This window comes from Pseudomonas anatoliensis (assembly GCF_017976235.1).
In the GTDB taxonomy this organism is placed as follows: domain Bacteria; phylum Pseudomonadota; class Gammaproteobacteria; order Pseudomonadales; family Pseudomonadaceae; genus Aquipseudomonas; species Aquipseudomonas anatoliensis.
The window spans coordinates 307,018-328,624 of the sequence record NZ_JACVHC010000007.1; the positions used below are offsets into that span (position 1 = coordinate 307,018).

Genomic DNA, 21,607 nt, shown 5'->3' on the forward strand with positions numbered 1-21,607 from the left:
CTCGTAAACACGTCTGCCCGGCATGATCGAGGGTGGGCGCGACAATCATAAGAACAGGAGTAACCCATGCAATTCTTCGACGATTCCCTGCACCCGGAAAACATGGAAAAGGTGGTCATCACCGTGGCCCCGTACGGCCCGGAATGGATGCCGGAAGACTTCCCCGAAGACATCCCGCTGACCATGGACGAGCAGGTGCAAAAAGCGGTCGAGTGTTATGAGGCCGGTGCCACGGTCTTGCACTTGCACGTGCGCGAATTGGACGGCAAGGGCTCCAAGCGTTTGTCCAAGTTCAACGAGTTGATTGCCGGCGTGCGTGAAGCCGTGCCGGACATGATCATCCAGGTCGGTGGTTCGATTTCCTTTGCCCCAGAAAGCGATGGTGAAGCCGCCAAGTGGCTGTCGGACGATACGCGACATATGCTCGCCGAACTGACGCCAAAACCGGATCAGGTCACGGTGGCGATCAACACCACTCAGATGAACATCATGGAGCTGCTCTATCCGCAATATCTGGAAGGCACGTCCCTGGCCAACCCGCTGGTTCAGGCCGCCTACAGCGAAATGACCGTGCCGGCCGGCCCGGCCTGGGTTGCCGAGCACCTCAAGCGTCTGATGGACAACGGCATCCAGCCGCATTTCCAGCTAACGGGCATGCATGCCATGGAAACCCTTGAGCGTCTGGTGCGCAAGGGCGTCTACAAGGGCCCGTTGAACCTGACCTGGATCGGCATCGGCGGCGGTTTCGATGGCCCCAACCCGTTCAACTTCTTCAACTTCATCCACCGCGCGCCGGACGGTTGCACCCTGACCTCAGAGTCGCTGCTCAAGAATGTGATGCCGTTCAACACGATGTCGATGGCCATGGGTCTGCACCCGCGTGTGGGCAATGAGGACACTATCATTGATCACAAGGGTGATCGTTTCGGCTCGGTTGCGCAGATCAAACAGACCGTGCGGATCGCGCATGAACTGGGTCGCGACATCGCCACCGGCAAAGAAGCGCGTGAGATCTACCGCATCGGCGTGCAGTACCAGAGCATCGAAGAAACCCTGTTGGCCAACGGTATGGCGCCCAACCGCAAGGCTGGGCAAAAAGGTGTGCCGCAACGCGGCTGATTGGCAGTAGAGGCGGAAGGTCCATGGCCTCCCGCCCGCTGCACTGCAACACGCTTGATAACAACAATAAGACAAAGCTTTGAGGAGGCTGAATGGCCTTTCACCCAATCGCCGCAGACGATGACGACGATGCTGTCGGCGTCGCGCGCCCGTATGCCTGGATCGTCTTTGCACTGACGTTCGGGCTGTTGATTTCCGATTACATGTCCCGCCAGGTGTTGAATGCGGTGTTCCCGCTGCTCAAGGGCGAATGGGCGCTGAGCGACGGCCAGCTCGGCCTGCTCAGTGGCATCGTCGCCCTTATGGTGGGGCTGCTGACTTTCCCTCTGTCGTTGCTGGCGGACCGCTTTGGCCGGGTCAAGAGCCTGGCGCTGATGGCATTGCTGTGGAGTCTGGCCACATTGGGTTGCGCCTTCGCGCAGGACTATCAACAGATGTTCATTGCGCGATTCATGGTTGGCGTCGGCGAAGCGGCGTACGGCAGCGTCGGCATCGCGGTGGTGATCTCGGTGTTTCCCAAACACCTGCGGGCAACGCTGGCCAGTGCCTTCATGGCGGGCGGGATGTTCGGTTCGGTATTGGGTATGGCGCTGGGCGGGGCAATCGCGAGCAAGCTTGGCTGGCGCTGGTCGTTTGCCGGTATGGCGCTGTTCGGCCTGCTGCTGGCAGTGCTTTACCCGATCATCGTCAAGGAAGCACGCATTGCTCCGCAGCGTGCATCCCTTGCGGCGAACAAAGCGGCGGCAGCAATCAAGCGGCCATTGCGCACGCTGTTTTCCAGCCGCTCGGTGATCGCGGCCTATATCGGCAGTGGCCTGCAACTGTTCGTCGCCGGCACCGTCATTGTGTGGATGCCCAGTTATCTCAATCGCTATTACCACATGGCCACGGACAAGGCGGGCGGGGTCGCGGCGATCATCGTGCTGTGCAGCGGCGCGGGAATGATTCTGTGTGGCGTGCTCAGCGATCGACTGTGTCGCCATTCGCCGGAACGCAAAGTCGCCCTGGCCATCGCCTACTGCCTGGGCAGTTGCCTGTTGTTGTCGGCAGCGTTCGCCCTGCCGGCGGGGCCGGTGCAATTGGCGCTGATCGGCCTCGGCATGTTGATCGCGGCCGGCACCACTGGGCCTTGCGGCGCCATGGTCGCCAACCTCACGCATTACTCGGTCCATGGCACGGCTTTCGCCACGTTGACCCTGGCCAACAACATGCTCGGGCTGGCGCCTGGGCCGTTCATCACCGGCAGGCTGTCCGATGTGATCGGCTTGCAGGCAGCTTTCCAGTTTGTGCCATTGCTCAGCATCGCGGCGGCCGCCGTGTTCTTTTATGCCAAGTGTCATTACCACAAGGACATTGCCCGGCTTCAGGGTGAGCGGATCGATGATCTGGTGGACGAATCCGTCGTAGGGGTGAAGTTGTGAGTGGTCGTTTACGTATTGATGTGTTCTTCGATTTCATCTGTCCCTGGTGCCTGATCGGCAAGCGTCAACTGGAACATGCGCAGGTACAGTTTCGCAGTCGCCATCCGGGTGTGCAGATCACCACGGTGTGGCATGGCATGCAGTTGTTGCCGCAGTTGCCGGTACAAGGTGAGCCCTTCGCTGATTTTTATCGCAAGCGCCTGGGCAATGCCGATGCAGTACTCATGCGTCAAACCCAGGTGCAGCAGGCTGCCGCAGCGGTTGGGTTGGCCATCGATTTCAGCCATATCGCGACAATGCCTAACACCGCAGACGCGCATCGTTTGTTCCAGCGCGCCAGTGAGCTGGGCAATCTTGCCCATCGTGACATCTTGCTTGAGCGCCTCTTCGCCGCTTATTTCCAGAGAGGCGAAGACCTTGGATGCCGCGAGACCTTGCTCGCGATTGTCCGCTCCTGCGGCATGAATGCGGAGGCCTTCGCCGATTGCCTGACGGGCGATGGCACGGCATTTGGCGGATCACCCGGAGCGAGCAGTGGCGTGCCGAGTTTTCAGTTCGACCGCCGCATGACGGTGGTAGGCGCGCAACCTGCTGCGGCATTGCTTGGGGCCATGAGTCAGTCACTGAAAGAAAGTGATCGCGAGCGGCAGCCGACATGAGTCTTCGTATCCCTGTGCCTGCCGGAAAACTCCCGCGCGTGGGCGCTCGTGCACTGTTCGAATTCGATGACAAAAGCCTGGCGATTTTCAACGTCGAGGGCGATCTGTTCGCCATCGACGACAGTTGCCCGCACCAAGGCGCCTCGTTGTGTGGCGGGCGCCTTGATGGGCGAGTGATTCAGTGCTGCGCCCACGGTCTGCGCTTCGATCTGCGCAGCGGTTACTTGCTCAATTCCAGCGCAGTCAAAGTTGCCAGCTACCCGGTCGAACTCATCGACGGTCAGGCATACATCGTTGTCGTTGCCGAGGAGTCCGCGCCATGAGCGCCATTGCTCTGACTCGTATTCACAGCCGAACACGGGAGCTGGCGCCAGGTTTTGTCGTCAGCTTGATCGTTGCCGCCGCAGCCTCTTTTTTGTCCGAGCATTACGCTGCGCCGGTGATGCTGTTCGCTTTGTTGCTGGGCATGGCGCTCAATTTTCTTGCCGGTGATGGTGTCTGCAAGGCCGGCATTGAGTTCACTGCGCGCACGGTGTTGCGCATCGGCGTGGCGCTGCTGGGCATGCGCATCACCCTCGAGCAAATGGCGGCGTTAGGCTGGAAGCCTGTGGTGCTGGTGGTGATTTTGGTGGTGGTGACCATCGGCGTCTCGGTGATCGCGGCCAAGGCGCTGGGCTTTCAGCGTTTGTTCGGCATGCTCACCGGTGGCGCCACGGCGATTTGCGGTGCCTCGGCCGCGTTGGCGCTGGCGGCGGCATTGCCGAACCATCCGCAGAAAGAACGCGCGACATTATTCACGGTGATCGGGGTGTCGGCGCTGTCGACCCTGGCGATGATCGTTTACCCGATGATTGCCAATTGGCTGTCGTTGTCACCGCAAGTGGCAGGCGTATTCCTCGGGGCGACCATCCACGATGTCGCCCAGGTCGTCGGCGCCGGTTACAGCATGTCGACCGAAACCGGTGATACGGCAACGGTGGTCAAGTTGATGCGGGTCGCCATGCTGCTGCCGGTGATCGTGTGCGCGGCGATGATTACTCGCATGCAGGGCGCTGACCCCACCGGCAAACGGCCGCCGCTGCTGCCTTGGTTCGCCGTCGGGTTTCTGATTCTGGCCTGCATCAATAGCACTGGATGGATAGCCCCGGTGGTACAGGGATCGGTCAATGAGTTGTCGCGCTGGTGCCTGGTGGTTTCCATCAGTGCCTTGGGCATGAAAACCCAGCTCAAGGAGCTGGCGGCTGTCGGCATCAAGCCGATCCTGCTGATGGTCGGGGAGACGATGTTCCTTGTTGTGCTGGTGCTGTTGTTGCTGCGTTGGGGCCTCTAGAGCCTGACGCGAACGCTTATGGCAGGGCTGCACTGCGTTTGACTCTGATCGCAGTGGGGCTTCGACCGGAGTGATGAACACCGGTCTTTTGCGGCGATTGCACCAACAATTGCCGTTTTTTTTGTCAGTTGCGCGAGGGGTTTTCAGTCGTCTCAGGGTTCCGTGTGGCCGGGCAGGGGGCTCGGCGTACTGGCTGGCTTGGGTTGTTTTTGCGCGCTGCGCCAAGCTGCCGGCGGCATGCCGAACTGGGTGATGAACCAACGTGTGAAGGAACTTGCCATTGAATAGCCGAGCATGTCCGCGATCCGGCCCAGCGAGTAATTCGGGTTTTCCAGATAGCGCAGCACCAGGTCACGGCGCACGTCGTTGATCACGTCATTGAAGGCGCAGCCGTCATCTTTGAGACGGCGCTGCAACGTTCGAACGTTCATGCCGTGGGTCTGGGCGATTTGCTCGATGGTGGCGCGTCCCATCGGCAACAAAAGGTAGATGGCTTTGCGCACCTCGAACAGCATCGAAGGGCCTTCGTGGTTCAGCAATGAGTCGAGGTAGCTCTGGGCATAGCGCGCCATTGCCGGGTCAGCCAAGGGGTTGGGCACGTCAAGGCTGGTATTGGGGCAGACAATGCCATTGAACTCGCTACCGAACTCCAGCTTGCAGCCGAACAGGCGACGATGCAGTTGCAGGTTGTCGGGGGGCTGATGCGTGAAATTGACACTGTAGGGATGCCAGTGGGCGCCGAGCAGGGCCGCGCACAAGCGAAACATCACCCCGATTGCCAGTTCATTGGCTTGTCGGCAGGGCATCGGCGATTCAGTCACCACCTCTTCGCGAATGATCACCATCTTGCCGGCCTCCTCGATGAAGAGGGCCAGCGAATCGTTCATCAGATGGCGGTAGTGCACCAACACTTGCAACGTGTCGCGCAGCGTCCGCTGATGGCTGAGCAGCAGGCTGACCACGCCAAAGTCCGAGAGCTGGCGTGACTCGGCCATGCTCAGCCCGAAGCTCTGGCAGCCACTGGCCGCTGCCGAATCCTCAAGCAGACGCACGGCGGCGTCGATCGGGATGCGATGTTCCGGCGCTTGCAGTTTGGCCTTGCTCAAGCCGACGCCGGCCAGCACATCACCCGGATTGAATCCCAGGTATTGAGTGACCTCCAGGTAGTTGGTCAAGACGGCGGCGCGAACAAGCTTGGGCATGCGAAGGTCTTTCCTGAGCCGGTTGCGATTCAAATTTGCGTGGCGACTATAGCCAGCACATCAGCAATTGAACAGTTGTGACGTTGTCGAAAACCGTCGCCCGATGCTGTCCAGAATCACCCCGCCGTTGTGCCGCAGTCGACGCTCACCCATTGATTACAGTGAGCTGTGGAGAACCTGCGGGGATATTCGACCAATGGTCGCTTCGCGCCAATACCTGAAACTTTGTCATGAAAAGAAAAGAGCCTGACGTCCAATGAAAAGCGCTTCGGGCGGGCGCTATCTAATGTCGGATCTATAAAAAGCCCCTGGCGAACAGAGCCAGTCGAGTCATCGAGAAAGCGAAGGTGTTGAAGTGGACAAACTGCAAACTGTCGCAACCGTTCTGATCGTCCCGGGTCTGCGCGAGCACGTTGCCGAACATTGGCAGACGTTGCTGCACACCCGACTGTACAAGGTGCGCAGTGTGCCGCCGCTGGAAGCCGACAAACTCGATTGCAGCAAGCGGGTCGAAGCGATTCAACACACATTGGCGCAGATTGACGGGCCGGTGATTCTGGTCGCTCACAGCGCCGGCGTGTTGATGGTTGCGCACTGGGCTGCCCGACACAGTCGGTCGATCAAGGGCGCGCTGCTGGTCGCGCCGCCGGATCTTGATGCCGAGTGGCCGCAAGGTTACCCATCCGCCGCAACCCTGCGCAGCCAAGGCTGGGCTCCTCTGCCCAACGGTCGATTGCCGTTCCGCAGTCTGCTGGTCGCCAGTACCAACGACCACCTCGCCAGCCTGGAAGCTGCCACGCACATGGCCGAAGGCTGGGGCAGCGAACTGCTCAATTTCGGCGAAGTCGGTCATCTCAATCCTGCTGCCGGTTATGGGCACTGGCCACAAGCCGAAGCACTCATCCTCGAGCTGGATCGCTAGTTCAGGCGCCGGTTGGCCCGCGCCATCCGGCATTTGCCCTCACTCCTGAAAATGTAAATCCCTGGAACAAGGGGTTGCACGAGGGCGGCTGCGCTTAAAACAAATACAAAAAGGCGGAGACAACGCAATGCATAACAATAAGAGTCACGGGTTTGCACCCTCGCGTTACACCCTGTTGGCCTCGGCGATTCTGGCTGCCGCCATGCCGGTCGCGCAGGCCGTCGAGCTCGACACCGGTAACCCGGACTGGACCGTGCGCCTGGATAACACGGTGAAGTACAACTACGGCGTGCGCACCGAAAGCGCCGACAAACGCATGCTGGCGACGCCGAACAACAACGATGGCGACTACAACTTCCGCAAGGCCGGGACCAACATCACCCAGCGTGTCGACCTGCTGACCGAGATGGATGTGGTCTATCAGAACCACATGGGCTTTCGCGTCAGCGCGGCCAGTTGGTACGACAAGGCCTACGAGAACACCGGCTCCAATTCCAATCCGTTCGTTAACGGCAACGACGCAAGATCGGGTCTGGTCGCCAATGATCCGCGCCTGGCCGGGGTCACCGCTGACAACGTCGGCAATGGCAGCCCGCACCTGAACAACTACGCCCAGCGTTACTACGCAGGTCCGTCCGGCGAAATACTTGATGCCTTCGTGTTCTACAGCACCGAAGTCGGCGAGGAGTCGTTGCTGAGCGTCAAGGCCGGACAGCACAACGTGTTCTGGGGCGAGACCATTCTCAACCCGGTTCATTCGATCAGTTACGGCCAGTCCGGCCTCGATCTGGCCAAACTCGCGGCCTCGCCCGGTACCGAAGCCAAGGAACTGTTCGTGCCGCGCAACCAGTTGTCGATGTCGTTCACGGTCAATCCCGAATTGACCGTGGGCGCGCAGTATTTCCTCGACTGGGACGCCGCGCGCCTGCCGGAAGCAGGCACTTATTACGGTGGTTCCGATCTGGTCGGTTTCGGTGGGCAATCGTTCCTGTTGGGCAACACCAATAGCGTGGTGCCGGGCAGTCCGCTGGGTTGTGGTCTGGCGCCGTGCAACGGCTTGACCAATGTGCGTCGCGGTCATGACCTGACGCCGGACAAGCGCGGGGACTGGGGCGTCATGGCCAAGTGGTCGCCAGCCTGGCTCGACGGAACACTCGGCGTTTACTACCGCGAAACCTCGGAAATCCTGCCGCAAGCCTGGCTGGATGCCAGAGGCCTGAGTTCGGCCAACCCCAACGGCACTCGTCCGGCAGGGCAAGTGCCTGCGGTGATCAATACGCTCAACTCGCTGAGCACCGCCACCTATCAAATGGCCTATGCCGACAGCATCAAGATCGTTGGCCTGAGCCTGTCCAAGGACTTCGGCGGGGTTAGCGTCGGTTCGGACCTGAATATCCGCCACAACATGCCGCTGGCGAGTATTCCGGCGGTTGTCAGCACTAACAGTCCGCTGGGCCTGGGCGCGGGGCTTGGCCTGTTGCCGGCGCGTACGGCGGCCACCGGTGTGATTTACGACACGCCGCACAAGGGCGACAGCATGGCCGCCACTGGCGACACCTTGCACTGGACGCTCAACGGTTTGATGACCTTTGCCAAAACCCCGGTGTTCGATTCGGCAGCCCTGCTGGGTGAGCTGTATTACAGCAACCTGCTCAAACTCGATAGCCAGAACGAAGCGCTCTACAAAGGCAAGGACACCTATCGCGGTATCGATCAGCCGACCCGCGACAACTGGGGCATAGCGGTCAACTTCACGCCGACCTGGTACCAGGTGTTTCCCGGAGTCGACCTCAATGCACCGATGTCCATCAACGTCGGGCTCGACGGCGTCTCGCCGGTCTCCGGGGGTGGCGCCAAAGACACCGGTAACTACGCCGTTGGCCTCGGGGCCGTTGTGTACAACAAATACTTTGTCGACCTGAAGTACGTGGACGCTTTCGGCAAGGCCGACAAGTGCGGTGTCAGCGGCGTGAGTACCGGCCCGACCGGAGGTGACGGCGCTGCGCCGAACGCCTTTAGCGGTAACGAAAACTACGCCTGTTACGCCGGTGGCTACTCAGCCTTTTCCGGTGGTGGTGCCACGACTGAAGATCGTGGCGCCGTGTACCTGACGATGAAAACCACTTTTTGATTCACCACTGATTTGCTCAATGCAAGCAGGAGAATAACAAGATGACATTCGCCAAAACCGTGTTGGCCGCTTCGCTGGCCATGGTCCTTGTCGCCCAGGCACAGGCCGCTGTTTCAACTCAGGACGCTGCCAGACTGGGCAACAACCTGACCCTGGTCGGTGCTGAAAAGGCCGGCAATGCTGACGGCTCCATCCCTGCCTATGACGGCGGCCTGACTACGCCGCCGGCCAGTTTCAAGTCCGGTGACAGCATGCGTCCGGATCCTTTCGCCAACGAGAAACCGTTGCTGGTGATCGACGGCAAAAACGTTGATCAGTACAAAGGCTTGCTCAGTGCGACCACGGCGGAACTGGCCAGGCGTTTCCCGACTTTTCGTGTCGATGTATACCCGACGCATCGCACCGTTTCTCTGCCCAAAGCCATCCTCGATAACGGCGTGAAGAATGCCAGCGGGGCCAAGTCCCTTGAAGGTGGCTTGGCCATCGATAACGTGCTGCCGGGCGTGCCGTTCCCGATCCCGCAATCGGGCAATGAAGCGATGTGGAACTTCCTGCTGCGCTATCAGGGCGTGAGCATCAATTCCAAGTACGACTCCTGGAACGTCGACTCCGCCGGCGTGCCGAGCCTGGCGACCACCGGGCAGGCGTTCATTTCGTATCCGATCTACGAAAACCTCGCGCAGCCGATCAGCAGCGCCGACGTGTACTACCAGATGAAATTGTCTTACACCGGCCCCGCACGCCGGGCCGGTGAAGCGGTGATGCTCAAGGATGCCGCCAACCCGTTGCAACAGCCGCGCCGAGCCTGGCAATACTTGCCAGGCCAGCGTCGGGTCAAGCTGGCGCCGAACCTGGCCTACGACACGCCTAACCCCGGCACTGCCGGTGCGGGCACCTACGACGATGTTTTCGTGTTCAACGGTGCACTCGATCGCTACGACTGGAAGCTGGTCGGCAAGCAGGAAATGATCGTCCCCTACAACACCTACAAACTGACTTACGCCCAGGATCCGAAGTCGCTGACCACCGCCAATCACTTGGCTCCGGACTTCGTGCGCTGGGAAAAACACCGCGTCTGGGTAGTGGAAGGCAATCTCAAGGCCGGTGCGCGACACATCTATCAGAAACGCCGCTTCTACCTCGACGAAGACAGCTGGACCGCTCTGGCCTCTGATCAATACGACGCCCGTGGCCAACTGTACCGTGGCTCCTTCGCGTTCCTCAGCCAGAGCTACGACAAGCAGATCCCGGATTCCACGCCTTTCATGATCTACGACCTGGTGGGGGGCTCGTACAACATCAACGGCGTGGTCGGGCCTTACGGCGGCATCAAGTACATCGATCCGCTCTCCAAGGCGCAATGGTCGTCGGAATCCCTCGCCGGCAGCGGCATTCGCTAAGCCGGCCGCAAGCAAGCGCTCGCAAGGTCCACTGCTCACCAGCATGGGCCGTGTGGCGGTCGGTGCACGCCGACCGTCGCGGCGTCAGGTGTGAACGCCAGGCACACGCAAGTGTGCCCCCGGCGCGGTTTTTCGAAGAGGACGCGGTATGTGTTCGTACAAGAATTATTTACAGGTGGCATTGGGTGTCGTGCTCGGCCTGTTGCAGGGCGTCACCTGCGCGGCTGATTATTTCGATGTCCTGGACCTGCCCGCCAAGGTCAGCGCCTTGGCCATCCACAGTCCGTTGTCCGGCACGGCCCGTGCGGGCGAACGCGTGATTGCCGTCGGTCAGCGTGGCCACATTCTGTTTTCCGATGACGTCGGTCAGCACTGGCAGCAGGCCGCGGTGCCTGTCAGTGCCGACCTCAATGCCGTGAGTTTTCCTTCGGCCACCCAAGGCTGGGCGGTGGGTGGCGACGGCGTGATATTGCACAGCAACGACGCCGGTGCGACCTGGCGCAAGCAACTCGACGGCCGCGAGATCGGTACCTTGCTGGTCAAGCACTACAGCGCGTTGGCCAGTGCAGAACCGGCCAACGAGCAATGGTCATTTCTCGTTGCTGAAGGTCAGCGCCTGTTGGCGCAGGGTGCCGACAAACCCTTGCTCGATGTCTGGTTCGCCAATGATCGCCTCGGCTATGTGGTCGGCGTGTTCAACCTGATCCTGCGTACCGAGGATGGCGGCCAGAGCTGGACACCGTTCCAGGACCGCACCGACAACCCACAGGGTTTTCACCTCAATGCCATCGCCTCTACCGGCGATGCGCTGTACATCGCCGGCGAGCAGGGCTTGTTGCTGAAATGGGACGAGGCACAACAGCGCTTCGCCGCTGTGCCAACGCCTTATCAGGGCAGTTTTTTCGGCGTGCTCGGTAAGCCCGGGGAAGTGCTCGTCTACGGCTTGCGCGGCAATGTTCTGCGCAGTACCGATGGCGGTTTCAGCTGGGTTGCGCAGAACACAGGCCTGCAAGTCAGTATCACCGCCGGCCTCGTCGATGCGCAGGGTAATTACCGCTTGTTCACCCAGGGCGGGCAGAGGCTGGTAAGCCAGGGCGCCGCTGCGCAAATGCATTGGGTGCGGCAAGCCGAGCCGTTCCCCGTGACGGGCATCACGCGCGCCGCCGACGGTGCGCTGATGGCGGTTGGCAGCCGTGGTGCACGGACGCTGTCCATTGAATAAGCCCTCGAACCCTTAGAGCGAGACCCCAGACATGGGCAATATCAAACAAGAAACCATGCCGGTGATCCGCGACCTGCGCGACTTCGACCGACAGTCCGGCAATCTGCTGGAACGGTGGGTGTTCAACTATCGTCCGCTGTTCATGCTGCTGATGGCGTTGGTCACCGTGGTGTTGGGCTACATGGCAGCGACTCGGCTGGAGCTGCGTCCAAGCTTCGAAAAGATGATTCCGCAGAGCCAGCCGTACATTCAGAACTTCCTCGAAAACCGCCAGTCGTTGCGCGGCTTGGGCAACTCGGTGCGGGTGGTGGTAGAGAACACTCAGGGCGATATTTTCGACCCCGGTTATCTGGACGTGCTCAAGCAGGTCAACGACAAACTGTTCCTCACCGAAGGCGTCGACCGCGCCTGGATGAAGTCGCTGTGGAGCCCGGCGGTGCGCTGGACCGAAGTCACCGAGGAAGGTTTTCAGGGTGGTCCGGTGATGCCCGATACCTATGAAGGCAAGCCTGAGCAGATCGAACAGCTGCGCCAGAATATTTCCCGCGCCGGTATCGTCGGCAGTCTGGTGGCCAGCGACTACCGATCGAGCATGCTGATCGTGCCGCTGCTGGACAAGGCCACTGCCAGCGGTCAACGCATCGACTACCACGCTTTTTCGCAGATGCTCGAAGAGCAGTTGCGCGACAAGATCGAGTTCGCCGGTGACACCGCTGCACGCAAGGCCGGGGAGGAGGGCAAGGGTCAGTACAAAGTCCGGGTCATCGGTTTTGCCAAATTGATGGGCGACCTGATCGACGGGCTGATTCAGGTGATGATGTTTTTCGGCCTGGCCGTCGTCACTTCGCTGATCATCATTTATGCCTACACCCGTTGCGTTCGCAGCACCTTGCTGGTGGTCGGCTGCTCGCTGATCGCAGTGGTCTGGCAACTCGGCATCGTCGCCTGGCTCGGCTATGCCATCGACCCGTACTCGGTGCTGGTGCCGTTTCTGATTTTCGCCATCGGTGTGTCCCATGCGGCGCAGAAGATGAACGGAATCATGCAGGACATCGCCCGCGGCACGCACAAACTGATCGCCGCACGCTACACCTTCCGTCGTCTGTTTATTGCCGGCGTCACCGCGCTGCTGGCCGACGCCGTAGGGTTCGCGGTGCTGATGCTGATCGATATTCCAGTGATCCGCGACCTGGCGATCACTGCCAGTATCGGTGTGGCGGTGCTGATCTTTACCTCGCTCTTGCTGATGCCGGTGTCGCTGTCTTATGTCGGCGTTGGCCACAAGGCTGCCGAGCGTGCGCTGAAAATCGACACGCGCGCAGAAGGGCACAAAGGCTTTGGCAAACTGTGGGACCTGCTCGACCGTTTCACTACACGCAAGTGGGCTACCGGCGCGGTGTTGGTCGCGGGGCTGATGGGCATCGGCGGCTTTGTCGTCAGCCTGCAACTGAAGATAGGCGATCTGCAAAGTGGCGCGCCGGAGTTGCGTGCCGACTCGCGCTACAACCGTGACAACGCCTACATCACCAGCCATTACGCGCTGTCCAGCGACCTGTTCGCGGTGATGATCAAGACCGCACCGGAAGGCTGCCTGAACTACAAGACGTTAATACTCGCCGACCGTCTGGCTTGGGAGCTGCAGCAGTATCCGGGCGTACAGGCGACGGCGTCGTTGGTTAACGCGGTGCGCCAGATCACCGCCGGCACTTACGAAGGCAACCCCAAACTCAACAGCATCCAGCGCAATCAGGACGTGTTGAACTACGCCGCGCAGCAAGCCTCGGTCAACTCCCCGGAGCTGTTCAATACCGATTGCTCGCTGATGCCGGTGATCACTTTCCTCAAGGATCACAAGGCCGAGACGCTCGATGCCGTGGTGGGAATCGCCGAAAAATTCGCGCGGGAAAACACCAGCGAAGATCGACAGTTCCTGCTGGCGGCCGGGTCGGCCGGGATTGAGGCGGCGACCAACATTGTTGTGCGCGAGGCAAATCGTACGATGCTGCTTTACGTCTACGCGGCGGTGACGTTGTTCTGCCTGATCACGTTCCGCAGCTGGCGCGCTACCCTGGTCGCCCTGTTGCCACTGGTACTGACTTCGATTCTTTGCGAGGCATTGATGGTGATCATGGGCATTGGCGTGAAAGTCGCGACCTTGCCAGTGATCGCGTTGGGTGTGGGCATCGGCGTGGATTACGCGTTGTACCTGCTCAGCGTCCAGTTGCATTACCAGCGCCAGGGTCTGCCGTTGTCCCAGGCTTACCGCAACGCCGTGTCGTTTACCGGGCGGGTCGTAGGTCTGGTAGGCATCACCCTGGCGGCCGGCGTGGTGTGCTGGGTCTGGTCGCCGATAAAGTTTCAGGCCGACATGGGCATCCTGCTGACCTTTATGTTCCTGTGGAACATGCTCGGCGCGCTGGTGCTGATTCCTGCCCTGTCTTATTTCCTGCTGCGCGAGCGGGCGCTCCAGCCGGAACCTGATACGCCGCTCTTAAGCACGGAGATCTCTCAACCTCCGGGCATTTCCCAGGCCCTGACCACTTCCGCTCCGGGCACGGCGCGAATGTCAGTCAATGAGCCCTAAGGTTTCGGCGCCTTCTTGATGTCTTCTGAATCACTCGAAGTCGCCGCATCCTTCTCGGTCTCATGCGACTCTGCGCCCGCATTACCTCCGGAAGATTCTTCGCCCTTCTTGTCGGCCTTGTCATCGTGGGCGCTCGAGCTCTTCGAGTGATTGACGCCCGGCAGGGCATTCGGCGGGGCGGCAGATTCAGCAGTGTTTTGCTCTGTCGCCATGGCGCTCATCGGACCAATAATGAGCAGGCTGGCAAACGATAGCGCCGCAATGTTCTTGTTCATCATCTAAGCCTTCACGCGAGGGGATGTACTGGCTTGGAGGTGCGAGAGAAGCAAAGGTGCAGGGTGCTGGACGAGTGGTAGGGCAAACTGCTGGCCCCCGAGTGCCATTTTCATCGTCAAACTCGCCTTTTTTCAAAAGGTTAGGTTGGCTATATGCGGACGATTGTCATCACCGTGGCAGCGCTTTCCCTGGCTGTCTTTGCTTCTGGAGCCCAGGCGAAAGAGTTGAGCAAAGGTCATCGTTTTGCCTGTACCTGGGGTTCGGATATCGCCGCAGGTGCGCAGCATTCCAAACTGTCGGGAGTTTCTTTGTATGGGGCGCGCAAGCAGTTGCAGGTGCGCAAATTCCAGCAGCCGTGGATGCGCATGACCGCGATGGGGATTATCGAGCAGACTTATAACAGCACCTCGAAGCTCAAGCCGGCGGCGGTCAAGCAGACCTACTATGAGCAATGTGTGCGCCACGAGCTGGCTCAGCGCTAGGGACGAATCAGCGCGGCCAACGACTGCGGGCATCCCGATCTACTATCCTGTGAATAACGCCATCGTCTGAGAGCACGGATATGTTCAGATCAACTCGATGCATTGCAGGTGTGATGTCGCTGGTTCTGGTCGCCGGCCCGATGGCCGCGCTCGCGGATCCCGGCAACGGTAAGGGACAGGGACAGGGACAGGGGCAGGGCAATAGCAAAGGCAACCCGCACAATGCACAAGGGGCAGGAAACAAAGGCAAAAACGCTAACCACGGGGATTACAGCCATGGCCCGAGCGTCGACCGCAGCCACGTCATCGGACTGGTCGGTGGATATCGTGACTATTGGCAACCCGGCCCTGCATTGCCCCCCGGAGTCCAGAAAAATCTCGCGCGTGGCAAACCGTTACCTCCGGGCATTGCGAAAAAACTCGACAATCGTCTGCTCGGCCACCTTCCGCACTACGACGGTTATGAATGGCAGCAAGCCGGTACGGATCTGATACTGGTCGCCCTCGCCACTGGCCTCATTTATGAAGTCCTCAACGGCGCGTTCGATTAAGCGCTTGCGGCATCGAGCCCGACTTTTTCAAGTCGGGCTTTTTCTTGCCTCGAAGATTCGTAACGTCGGCGCTGGAGTACCATGACGCACTCTCATCCTTTGCCGAGCTCAATGCCCTATGCCTGTTTTATCGCGCGTCATTTCGTTGCTCGACCAGGCGCAGCGTGCCTTACGCCTGGTTTGGGGCACATCGCGCAGTTTGTTTCTGGGGCTGGTGCTGGCGACATTGGTTGCCGGTGTGTTGCCGGCGCTGGCGGCGTGGCTGGGCCAACGGATTGTCGATGCGGTGGTGACGGCGATGCAGTTGCATGCGCAGCAGGGCGATGCGCCGCTGTGGCCGGTGTTGCGTTACGTGCTGATGGAGGCCGGGGTGCTGGCGTTGTTGTCTGCGACACAACGGGCGCTGTCGGTGCAGCAGTCGTTGTTGCGGGTGCAGCTGGGGCAGAAGGTCAATACGTTGATTCTGGAGAAGGCGCAGACCCTGTCACTGGTGCAGTTCGAGAACTCCGAGTTCTACGACAAGCTGGTGCGTGTACGCCGCGAAGCCTCGACACGGCCCCTGGCATTGGTCATGAAGTCACTGGGGCTGGTCCAGAACCTGATCATGTTGATCAGCTTCGGTGTGCTGCTGGTGCATTTTTCGCCATGGGCGCTAGCCTTGCTGGTGATCGGCGCGCTACCGGTCTTCTTTGCCGAGGCGCACTTTTCCGGCGATGCTTTTCGGCTGTTCACCCGTCGGGCGCCGGAGAGCCGCCAGCAAAGTTACATCGAAACCTTGCTGTCCCACGAGGCGTACATCAAAGAGGTCAAACTGTTCGGGTTCGCGCCGCTGCTGTTGCAGCGCTACCGGGACACCTTCGCCAGACTGTACGCCGAAGACCGGCAATTGACGTTGCGTCGCGATGGTTGGGGCTTCGGTCTAGGATTGCTCGGCACGGCGGCGTTTTACGTGGCGTACGCCTGGGTGGTGATCGATGCCGTGCACGGCAATATCAGTCTGGGCCAGATGACCATGTATCTGGTGCTGTTCAAGCAGGGGCAGGGCGCGGTCAGCAGTAGCTTGAGTGCGATCAGTGGGCTGTACGAAGACGGCCTCTACCTGTCGAATCTTTACGAATACCTGGCTGAGCCGGTGTTGGCCGATAGTGGTCATCTAACCGCTGGCGTGCGACCGGGCGATGGTCTGCGTTTTGAGAACGTCGGCTTCCGTTATCCGGGGGCTACCCGTGCGGCACTGGAGGGCATCGACCTGCATCTGGTGCCCGGCAAAAGCATGGCACTGGTCGGTGAAAATGGCTCAGGCAAGACCACACTGATCAAATTGCTGACGCGACTTTATCGGCCTGATCAGGGGCGCATTCTGCTCGATGGCAGCGATTTGCAGGATTGGGAGGAGAACACGTTGCGTCGGCGCATCGGGGTGATCTTCCAGGATTACATCCGTTACCAGTTCACCGTCGGTGAAAACATTGGTGTTGGCGACACTTCGGCATTCAGTGATGAACAGCGCTGGAAAGACGCTGCTGCCGAAGGCATGGCTGCGCGCTTCATTGAGGGGCTGGAACGCGGTTATGCCACACAACTCGGCCGCTGGTTTGCCGGTGGTCAGGAGTTGTCGGGCGGGCAATGGCAGAAGATCGCCTTGTCTCGGGCATACATGCGCCGTGAGGCCGATATCCTGATCCTCGACGAGCCGACCTCAGCCCTTGATCCGGCAGCGGAGGCGGCGGTATTTGAGCATTTCAGCCAGCACACCGAAGGGCGCATGACGTTACTGATCTCGCACCGGTTTTCCAGTGTGCGCAATGCCGATCACATCATTGTGTTGGAACAGGGCCGGATTCTGGAGCAGGGCGACCACGATGATTTGATTGAGACTGCCGGGCATTACGCGCAGCTCTTCGATTTACAGGCTCGCGGTTACCGTTAGGAGTCGCGCGCATTGCGCAGCGGCGCCGGCCCCGCGACACGTGGCAACGGTTTGGTCTGCATCAAGGCATCGAGCGCCTTGCGATAATTTTGCCCGCCCAGCGCCATGCTGTTGTTGTGCGTCGCGCCGGGTACCAACAACAAGCGTTTAGGTTGTTGAGCAGCGTTGAACAGTTGCTCGCTGAAACGCGGCGGCACGAACGCATCGGCCATGCCATGCACCACCAGCAACGGCATGTGAATCTCGGCAATCTTGTCGATGGAATCGAATTTCTGTGACAGCAGCCAGCGCACCGGCAACGAGGTGTTGGCCACGGCGGCAGCCACATCCGCCAGCGAGGTGAAGGTGGATTCGATCACCAAACCGCGCACCGCAAGCGGCGTCTTGTTACGCGTGGCGTCCTGGCCAAGTTCGGCCGCCAGATCAACCGCCACGGCACCACCCAGGGAGTGGCCGTAGATCAGGCGTTTGTTCGGATCCGGTTGCAGCAGTTTGAAGCGCTCCCACGCCACCCGCGCGTCTTCGTAAACGCTGCTTTCCGAGGGCAGATCGCCCTTGCTCTGGCCGAATCCGCGGTAATCGATGGCCAGCACCGAGTAACCTGCCGCACGCAATTGCTCGATGCGGAACAACTGCCCGGTGAGGTTCCAGCGCACGCCATGCAGATAGAGGATCGCCGGGGCGTTGGCTTTTTCCGCCGGCCACCACCAGGCATGAATGTTTTGTCCGGCCTTGAAACTCTTGGGTTGCAGATCGAGTTCCTGCACGCTGCCCGGCAAACCGCGATACCAGCCGGCATTGCCCGGCTCGATGCGAAACAACAGTTTGCGCTCGGTATGTTCCAGCACGGCACAACTCGTCGGCACGCCGATAATCAAAGCGGCCATGCAGGCAAACGCCAAGCGGCGACGGCGCAGACGAGTCATGAAGGACAGGAACATTAAACGTTTCACCACGGCGCAGACAAAGAACGCTTTTTACCAGATGCCTCGGTCTGCGCGCGATATTTTCGACCACCGCCCGTACGCAACGATTACAAAATGCTGCAACGGCTCAGTTCACCTTCAGCACGATCTTGCCGATATGATCGCCGGCCTCCATGTGTGCATGGGCCTGTGCCGCCTCTTCAAGTGCATAGACCTTGTCGATGATCGGCAGGCAGCGACCGGCACTCAGCACCGGCCAAACGTGCTCGCGCAATTGATCGGCAATGGCCGATTTCTCCGCCGCAGTGCGTGCGCGCAACAGCGAACCGGTGACCACCGCGCGTTTACCTAGGATCGCCAGCAGATCGACGTCGTTTGCCTTGCCGCCACCAAGGAAGCCCAGCATCACCAATCGCCCATCCATCGCCAGAGCGCTGACGTTACTGTTGAAGTAGGACCCGCCCATGATGTCGAGAATCACGTTCACGCCCTGGCCGGCGGTTTTCTCGGCGATCACCGCAGCGAAATCCTCTTCGCGGTAGTTGATCGGTTGGCCGCCGAACTCGCTGATCGCTGCGCATTTTGCCGGGCTACCGGCCGTGGCAAAGGCTTCGATGGCGAATTCGCGACAAAGCATCAGCGCCGTGGTGCCGATGCCGCTGGTACCGCCATGGATGAGCGCGCGCTGCCCTCGGCTGGCGCCACCGAGACCGAACAGGTTGGCCCACACGGTAAAGAAGGTTTCCGGAATCGCGGCGGCCTGCACCCAGTCGATTCCATCCGGAATGGGCAGGGTCTGGCCGGCCGGAACGCTGCAGTATTCGGCGTAGCCGCCACCATTGGTCAGCGCGCACACGCGATCGCCGAGGGCAAACTGGCTGACACCAGCGCCGAGTGCCACGACTTCGCCGGCCACTTCCAGGCCGGGAATCGGGTTCATCCCGGGTTTCATCGGGTACTTTCCGGCGCGCTGCAAGGCATCCGGCCGGTTGATGCCGGCAGCGTGCACGCGGATCAGCACTTCGCCTTCGGCGGCCACCGGCAACGGCACGCGCTTGGGTTGCAGAACGTCCGGGCCACCAGGTTGGGTAATTTCGATTCGGGTCATTTCATTGGGTAACGTCATGTCGACTCCTGTGATTAAAGGTTCTGTAGATGGGAGCGTGGTTTAAAGGCAATGATTCCCTTCAGTGAGTGCAAACACGCGATTCAATGGAAGAGGGCAGCCACCTCATTGCCTGCTCCAGCAACAACGCCACTGCAATCGCGCCGGCGGCAATCACGAACAACAACGAGTGATGCCCACCCGAGGCATTGAACAACGCCGAGTAGGCAAACCCGGCCAGTGCCTGGAACGTGGCAAACGATACGGTGGCCCGGCTCCAGGCGATTTGCTGGCGATGATGTTCAGGAATCAATTCATGCACGCGGGCCAGAGCCAGTGGCACGATGCCGGGCGGGAATGAACCGAGAATCACCGCCAGCAATGCCAAGGCTATAAATGAATGGGAAGTCGCCAGCAGCCCGAGCGTGATCGCCTGCACCACCAAGACCAGACGAATGCTCGTCCGCGCGCCCAACTTGTCCGCCAGAAAGCCATAACTCACCGGCCCGACAATCGCGCCCAACCCGTACATCACCCATACCAGCGCGCCGACGTGCGCTCCGGCTCCGAGCCCGCGCGCCACGTAATCCACCAGAAACACCATCGCTGGCACCAGACCTGCGGCCATGAAGGCGTATTGCGCGAACAGCAAATACACGCCCGGCGGGGTTGGCTGAGCCGCCGCGCTCGCTTGGGGCGCAACCGGATGCGGCAAGTCGGCAGGCCAGCCGAACCAGCTCATCGCAGTCAACAGCAACGACAATGCGCCCAAGCCCAACCAGGTTGATTGCAGACCCAAGGTCAACAATGGCGGGACAATTGTCCCGGAGCCGGCAATCCCCAGGCCGATGCCCAGGAAGATCGCGCCGCTGGCCAGCCCTTTTCGGGTTGCCGGCACATGCGGCAACACCGTCGCTGCCACCAACACCATGATCGCGCCACCGGTAATTCCCGATAGCAACCGCCAACCAAAAAACCAACTCACCGACAAAGGAAACGCACAGGCAAAAAACGCAGCGGTGACCAGCAGCATCATCAGCCGCAACGCGTTTTTATTGCCGAGGTAGCGTGCGATTGGCCGCCCGAGCAGGGCGCCGATCAGGTAGCCGACCAGATTGGCCGCGCCGAGATAGACCACGTCGTTGGCGGAAAACCACTGCGCCTGAATCAGCGCGGGAATCAGCGGAGTGTAAGCAAAGCGTGCCAGGCCGATGCTGACCAGACTGGCGCAGAGTCCGGCGAAGATTGCAGATGCAGAGGATGAAGTACGCATGAGCGCGATCTCGAGAAGGTTTATGGCGCCCAGCATATCGGCTATGTTTGCTGCATTCGCGCAGCGAATCGGCTGCGCAGCGATGCAAATCTGCATCACAAGGGGGGCAAGATGAATTGGGACGATGCACGGGTATTTCTCGCGGTTTGTCGTGAATCGACATTACGTGGCGCGGCGCGGGTTCTGGGTGTGGATCAGGCCACCGTCGGGCGGCGGATCACAGCGCTGGAAAAGTCCCTCAGCGCGACGCTGTTCTTGCGTACCTCTGAAGGCTACGCGTTGACGGCAGTTGGCGAGGCGGCGCTCAAAAACGTAGAGAAAATGGAGCACTCGGCGCTGGAGCTGGAGCGGCAGATTCAGGGCCTGGATGATCGCCTGACCGGTAACGTGCGGGTCAGTACCACCGACTCGCTGGCCATCGACTTTCTGATCCCGGCTATCGCCCGTTTGCACCAGCGGCATCCAGACGTGCGCGTGCAACTCGATGCCTCCACCCAGATCCTCAGCCTGGCCAAGCGCGAGGTGGACATCGCCGTGCGTAATACCCGACCTGACAATCCAGACCTGATCGCACGGCGGATTGCCCGGTGGCCCGTGGGGTTGTTCGCTTCACAGGCCTATATCGACACTCATGGCATTCCTGCTCAGGGCGCGGCTTTCGAGGGCCATGACCTGGTGGTTTACCAGCCGTATTTGCAGAACAACAAGGACATGACGCTGGTCGCCGAGCCGCTGCATCGCGGGCGTATCGTCGCCAGCCTCAGTTCCAGCCTGTTGGTGCGCCGCTCGATTGCGGCAGGTCTGGGTGTAGGAGAAATCCCGGTGTACATGGGCGAACGCGATGGCTTGGTCAGGCTCTGGCCGGAGCGTAATCGCCCGCAGCCCTATGAAGTGTGGCTGGTGACCCACGCGGATTTGCGCCATACCGCAAGGGTTCGGGCGGTAATCGAGCAGATTGTCGAAGGGTTTGCGCTGGAGAATGAGTGAGTGTCTGGCCTGCTTTGGAGAAGCTACGTTGCCTGACGAAACGGCCTACAACTCAGGCAGAATCCGCTGGCTTGCGGGCTTGGTTGA

The 21,607-nt window shown here is 60.3% G+C and carries 19 protein-coding genes; 14 read left to right on the forward strand and 5 right to left on the reverse strand.

Going from position 1 to position 21,607, the window contains the following annotated elements; translation table 11 throughout:
* Positions 1-66 precede the first annotated feature (66 nt).
* The 5 genes from ICA16_RS23115 (at position 67) to ICA16_RS23135 (ending at position 4,529) form a co-directional block, all read left to right on the forward strand.
* Positions 67-1,119, forward strand: coding sequence for a beta-keto acid cleavage family enzyme (locus tag ICA16_RS23115; RefSeq protein WP_150602347.1), 1,053 nt, complete (start codon positions 67-69; stop codon positions 1,117-1,119).
* Between the two features lie 92 nt (positions 1,120-1,211).
* Positions 1,212-2,540, forward strand: a complete 1,329-nt coding sequence (locus tag ICA16_RS23120; RefSeq protein WP_210701711.1) for an MFS transporter — start codon at positions 1,212-1,214, stop codon at positions 2,538-2,540.
* Positions 2,537-3,199 carry a DsbA family oxidoreductase gene (locus ICA16_RS23125; protein ID WP_210701712.1) on the forward strand — a complete coding sequence of 221 codons (663 nt, stop codon included), beginning with the start codon at positions 2,537-2,539 and terminating at the stop codon, positions 3,197-3,199. The genes ICA16_RS23120 and ICA16_RS23125 overlap by 4 nt, the downstream gene beginning before the upstream one ends.
* Positions 3,196-3,522, forward strand: a complete 327-nt coding sequence (locus ICA16_RS23130) for a Rieske (2Fe-2S) protein (RefSeq protein WP_150616579.1) — start codon at positions 3,196-3,198, stop codon at positions 3,520-3,522. The genes ICA16_RS23125 and ICA16_RS23130 overlap by 4 nt, the downstream gene beginning before the upstream one ends.
* Complete coding sequence (locus ICA16_RS23135; protein WP_210701713.1) at positions 3,519-4,529, forward strand: YeiH family protein; 1,011 nt, start codon at positions 3,519-3,521, stop codon at positions 4,527-4,529. The genes ICA16_RS23130 and ICA16_RS23135 overlap by 4 nt, the downstream gene beginning before the upstream one ends.
* A 152-nt stretch (positions 4,530-4,681) precedes the next feature.
* On the opposite strand, the gene ICA16_RS23140 is transcribed toward ICA16_RS23135, so the two are convergent.
* A complete protein-coding gene (locus ICA16_RS23140) occupies positions 4,682-5,731 on the reverse strand; it encodes an AraC family transcriptional regulator (RefSeq protein ID WP_150616577.1) in 1,050 nt (349 codons plus the stop codon).
* Positions 5,732-6,086: 355 nt separating this feature from the next.
* Here ICA16_RS23140 and ICA16_RS23145 point away from each other — a divergent pair, with 355 nt between their 5' ends.
* From ICA16_RS23145 to ICA16_RS23165, 5 genes are all read left to right on the forward strand, one after another.
* The gene (locus tag ICA16_RS23145; protein ID WP_210555506.1) at positions 6,087-6,653 is read left to right on the forward strand and encodes an RBBP9/YdeN family alpha/beta hydrolase; all 567 of its coding nucleotides are present in this window, start codon (positions 6,087-6,089) and stop codon (positions 6,651-6,653) included.
* 127 nt (positions 6,654-6,780) lie between these two features.
* Positions 6,781-8,784: a DUF1302 domain-containing protein gene (locus tag ICA16_RS23150; RefSeq protein WP_210701714.1), complete on the forward strand. Its 2,004-nt coding sequence runs from the start codon at positions 6,781-6,783 to the stop codon at positions 8,782-8,784.
* A 41-nt stretch (positions 8,785-8,825) separates the two neighbouring features.
* Positions 8,826-10,184 (forward strand): DUF1329 domain-containing protein, encoded by a 1,359-nt coding sequence (locus tag ICA16_RS23155; RefSeq protein WP_150616574.1) that lies wholly within the window; start codon positions 8,826-8,828, stop codon positions 10,182-10,184.
* Between the two features lie 148 nt (positions 10,185-10,332).
* Positions 10,333-11,406 carry a WD40/YVTN/BNR-like repeat-containing protein gene (locus tag ICA16_RS23160; RefSeq protein ID WP_210701715.1) on the forward strand — a complete coding sequence of 358 codons (1,074 nt, stop codon included), beginning with the start codon at positions 10,333-10,335 and terminating at the stop codon, positions 11,404-11,406.
* A 31-nt stretch (positions 11,407-11,437) separates the two neighbouring features.
* Positions 11,438-13,990 carry an efflux RND transporter permease subunit gene (locus tag ICA16_RS23165; RefSeq protein WP_210701716.1) on the forward strand — a complete coding sequence of 851 codons (2,553 nt, stop codon included), beginning with the start codon at positions 11,438-11,440 and terminating at the stop codon, positions 13,988-13,990.
* On the opposite strand, the gene ICA16_RS23170 is transcribed toward ICA16_RS23165, so the two are convergent.
* Positions 13,987-14,265, reverse strand: a complete 279-nt coding sequence (locus ICA16_RS23170; RefSeq protein ID WP_210701717.1) for a hypothetical protein — start codon at positions 14,263-14,265, stop codon at positions 13,987-13,989. The two genes, ICA16_RS23165 and ICA16_RS23170, sit on opposite strands and share 4 nt — an antisense overlap.
* Before the next feature lie 153 nt (positions 14,266-14,418).
* Here ICA16_RS23170 and ICA16_RS23175 point away from each other — a divergent pair, with 153 nt between their 5' ends.
* The 3 genes from ICA16_RS23175 to ICA16_RS23185 all read left to right on the forward strand — a co-directional run bounded on the left by ICA16_RS23175 (position 14,419) and on the right by ICA16_RS23185 (position 17,229).
* Positions 14,419-14,748: a hypothetical protein gene (locus ICA16_RS23175; protein ID WP_210701718.1), complete on the forward strand. Its 330-nt coding sequence runs from the start codon at positions 14,419-14,421 to the stop codon at positions 14,746-14,748.
* 80 nt (positions 14,749-14,828) lie between these two features.
* Entirely contained in the window at positions 14,829-15,299 is a 471-nt protein-coding gene (locus ICA16_RS23180) for an anti-virulence regulator CigR family protein (RefSeq protein WP_210555511.1), read from the forward strand.
* A gap of 118 nt (positions 15,300-15,417) precedes the next feature.
* Complete coding sequence (locus tag ICA16_RS23185) at positions 15,418-17,229, forward strand: ABC transporter ATP-binding protein (protein ID WP_210701719.1); 1,812 nt, start codon at positions 15,418-15,420, stop codon at positions 17,227-17,229.
* Here ICA16_RS23185 and ICA16_RS23190 read toward each other — a convergent pair.
* The 3 genes from ICA16_RS23190 to ICA16_RS23200 form a co-directional block, all read right to left on the reverse strand.
* Entirely contained in the window at positions 17,226-18,170 is a 945-nt protein-coding gene (locus tag ICA16_RS23190) for an alpha/beta hydrolase (RefSeq protein ID WP_210555513.1), read from the reverse strand. The genes ICA16_RS23185 and ICA16_RS23190 overlap by 4 nt on opposite strands.
* A 112-nt stretch (positions 18,171-18,282) precedes the next feature.
* Positions 18,283-19,281, reverse strand: a complete 999-nt coding sequence (locus ICA16_RS23195) for an NAD(P)H-quinone oxidoreductase (protein WP_210701720.1) — start codon at positions 19,279-19,281, stop codon at positions 18,283-18,285.
* A 61-nt stretch (positions 19,282-19,342) separates the two neighbouring features.
* A complete protein-coding gene (locus tag ICA16_RS23200; RefSeq protein WP_210555515.1) occupies positions 19,343-20,533 on the reverse strand; it encodes a YbfB/YjiJ family MFS transporter in 1,191 nt (396 codons plus the stop codon).
* Positions 20,534-20,644: 111 nt separating this feature from the next.
* On the opposite strand from ICA16_RS23200, the gene ICA16_RS23205 reads away from it, so the two are divergent.
* Positions 20,645-21,520 carry a LysR family transcriptional regulator gene (locus tag ICA16_RS23205; RefSeq protein ID WP_210701721.1) on the forward strand — a complete coding sequence of 292 codons (876 nt, stop codon included), beginning with the start codon at positions 20,645-20,647 and terminating at the stop codon, positions 21,518-21,520.
* Positions 21,521-21,607: the final 87 nt, after the last annotated feature.

Coding starts and splice junctions, on each gene's coding strand:
- ICA16_RS23180 (WP_210555511.1), top strand. CDS start 14,829: ATGTTCAGATCAACTCGATGCATTGCAGGTGTGATGTCGCTGGTTCTG.
- ICA16_RS23190 (WP_210555513.1), bottom strand. CDS start 18,170: ATGTTCCTGTCCTTCATGACTCGTCTGCGCCGTCGCCGCTTGGCGTTT.
- ICA16_RS23115 (WP_150602347.1), top strand. CDS start 67: ATGCAATTCTTCGACGATTCCCTGCACCCGGAAAACATGGAAAAGGTG.
- ICA16_RS23120 (WP_210701711.1), top strand. CDS start 1,212: ATGGCCTTTCACCCAATCGCCGCAGACGATGACGACGATGCTGTCGGC.
- ICA16_RS23140 (WP_150616577.1), bottom strand. CDS start 5,731: ATGCCCAAGCTTGTTCGCGCCGCCGTCTTGACCAACTACCTGGAGGTC.
- ICA16_RS23160 (WP_210701715.1), top strand. CDS start 10,333: ATGTGTTCGTACAAGAATTATTTACAGGTGGCATTGGGTGTCGTGCTC.
- ICA16_RS23175 (WP_210701718.1), top strand. CDS start 14,419: ATGCGGACGATTGTCATCACCGTGGCAGCGCTTTCCCTGGCTGTCTTT.
- ICA16_RS23165 (WP_210701716.1), top strand. CDS start 11,438: ATGGGCAATATCAAACAAGAAACCATGCCGGTGATCCGCGACCTGCGC.
- ICA16_RS23200 (WP_210555515.1), bottom strand. CDS start 20,533: ATGCGTACTTCATCCTCTGCATCTGCAATCTTCGCCGGACTCTGCGCC.
- ICA16_RS23155 (WP_150616574.1), top strand. CDS start 8,826: ATGACATTCGCCAAAACCGTGTTGGCCGCTTCGCTGGCCATGGTCCTT.
- ICA16_RS23130 (WP_150616579.1), top strand. CDS start 3,196: ATGAGTCTTCGTATCCCTGTGCCTGCCGGAAAACTCCCGCGCGTGGGC.
- ICA16_RS23185 (WP_210701719.1), top strand. CDS start 15,418: ATGCCTGTTTTATCGCGCGTCATTTCGTTGCTCGACCAGGCGCAGCGT.
- ICA16_RS23170 (WP_210701717.1), bottom strand. CDS start 14,265: ATGAACAAGAACATTGCGGCGCTATCGTTTGCCAGCCTGCTCATTATT.
- ICA16_RS23195 (WP_210701720.1), bottom strand. CDS start 19,281: ATGACGTTACCCAATGAAATGACCCGAATCGAAATTACCCAACCTGGT.
- ICA16_RS23150 (WP_210701714.1), top strand. CDS start 6,781: ATGCATAACAATAAGAGTCACGGGTTTGCACCCTCGCGTTACACCCTG.
- ICA16_RS23205 (WP_210701721.1), top strand. CDS start 20,645: ATGAATTGGGACGATGCACGGGTATTTCTCGCGGTTTGTCGTGAATCG.
- ICA16_RS23135 (WP_210701713.1), top strand. CDS start 3,519: ATGAGCGCCATTGCTCTGACTCGTATTCACAGCCGAACACGGGAGCTG.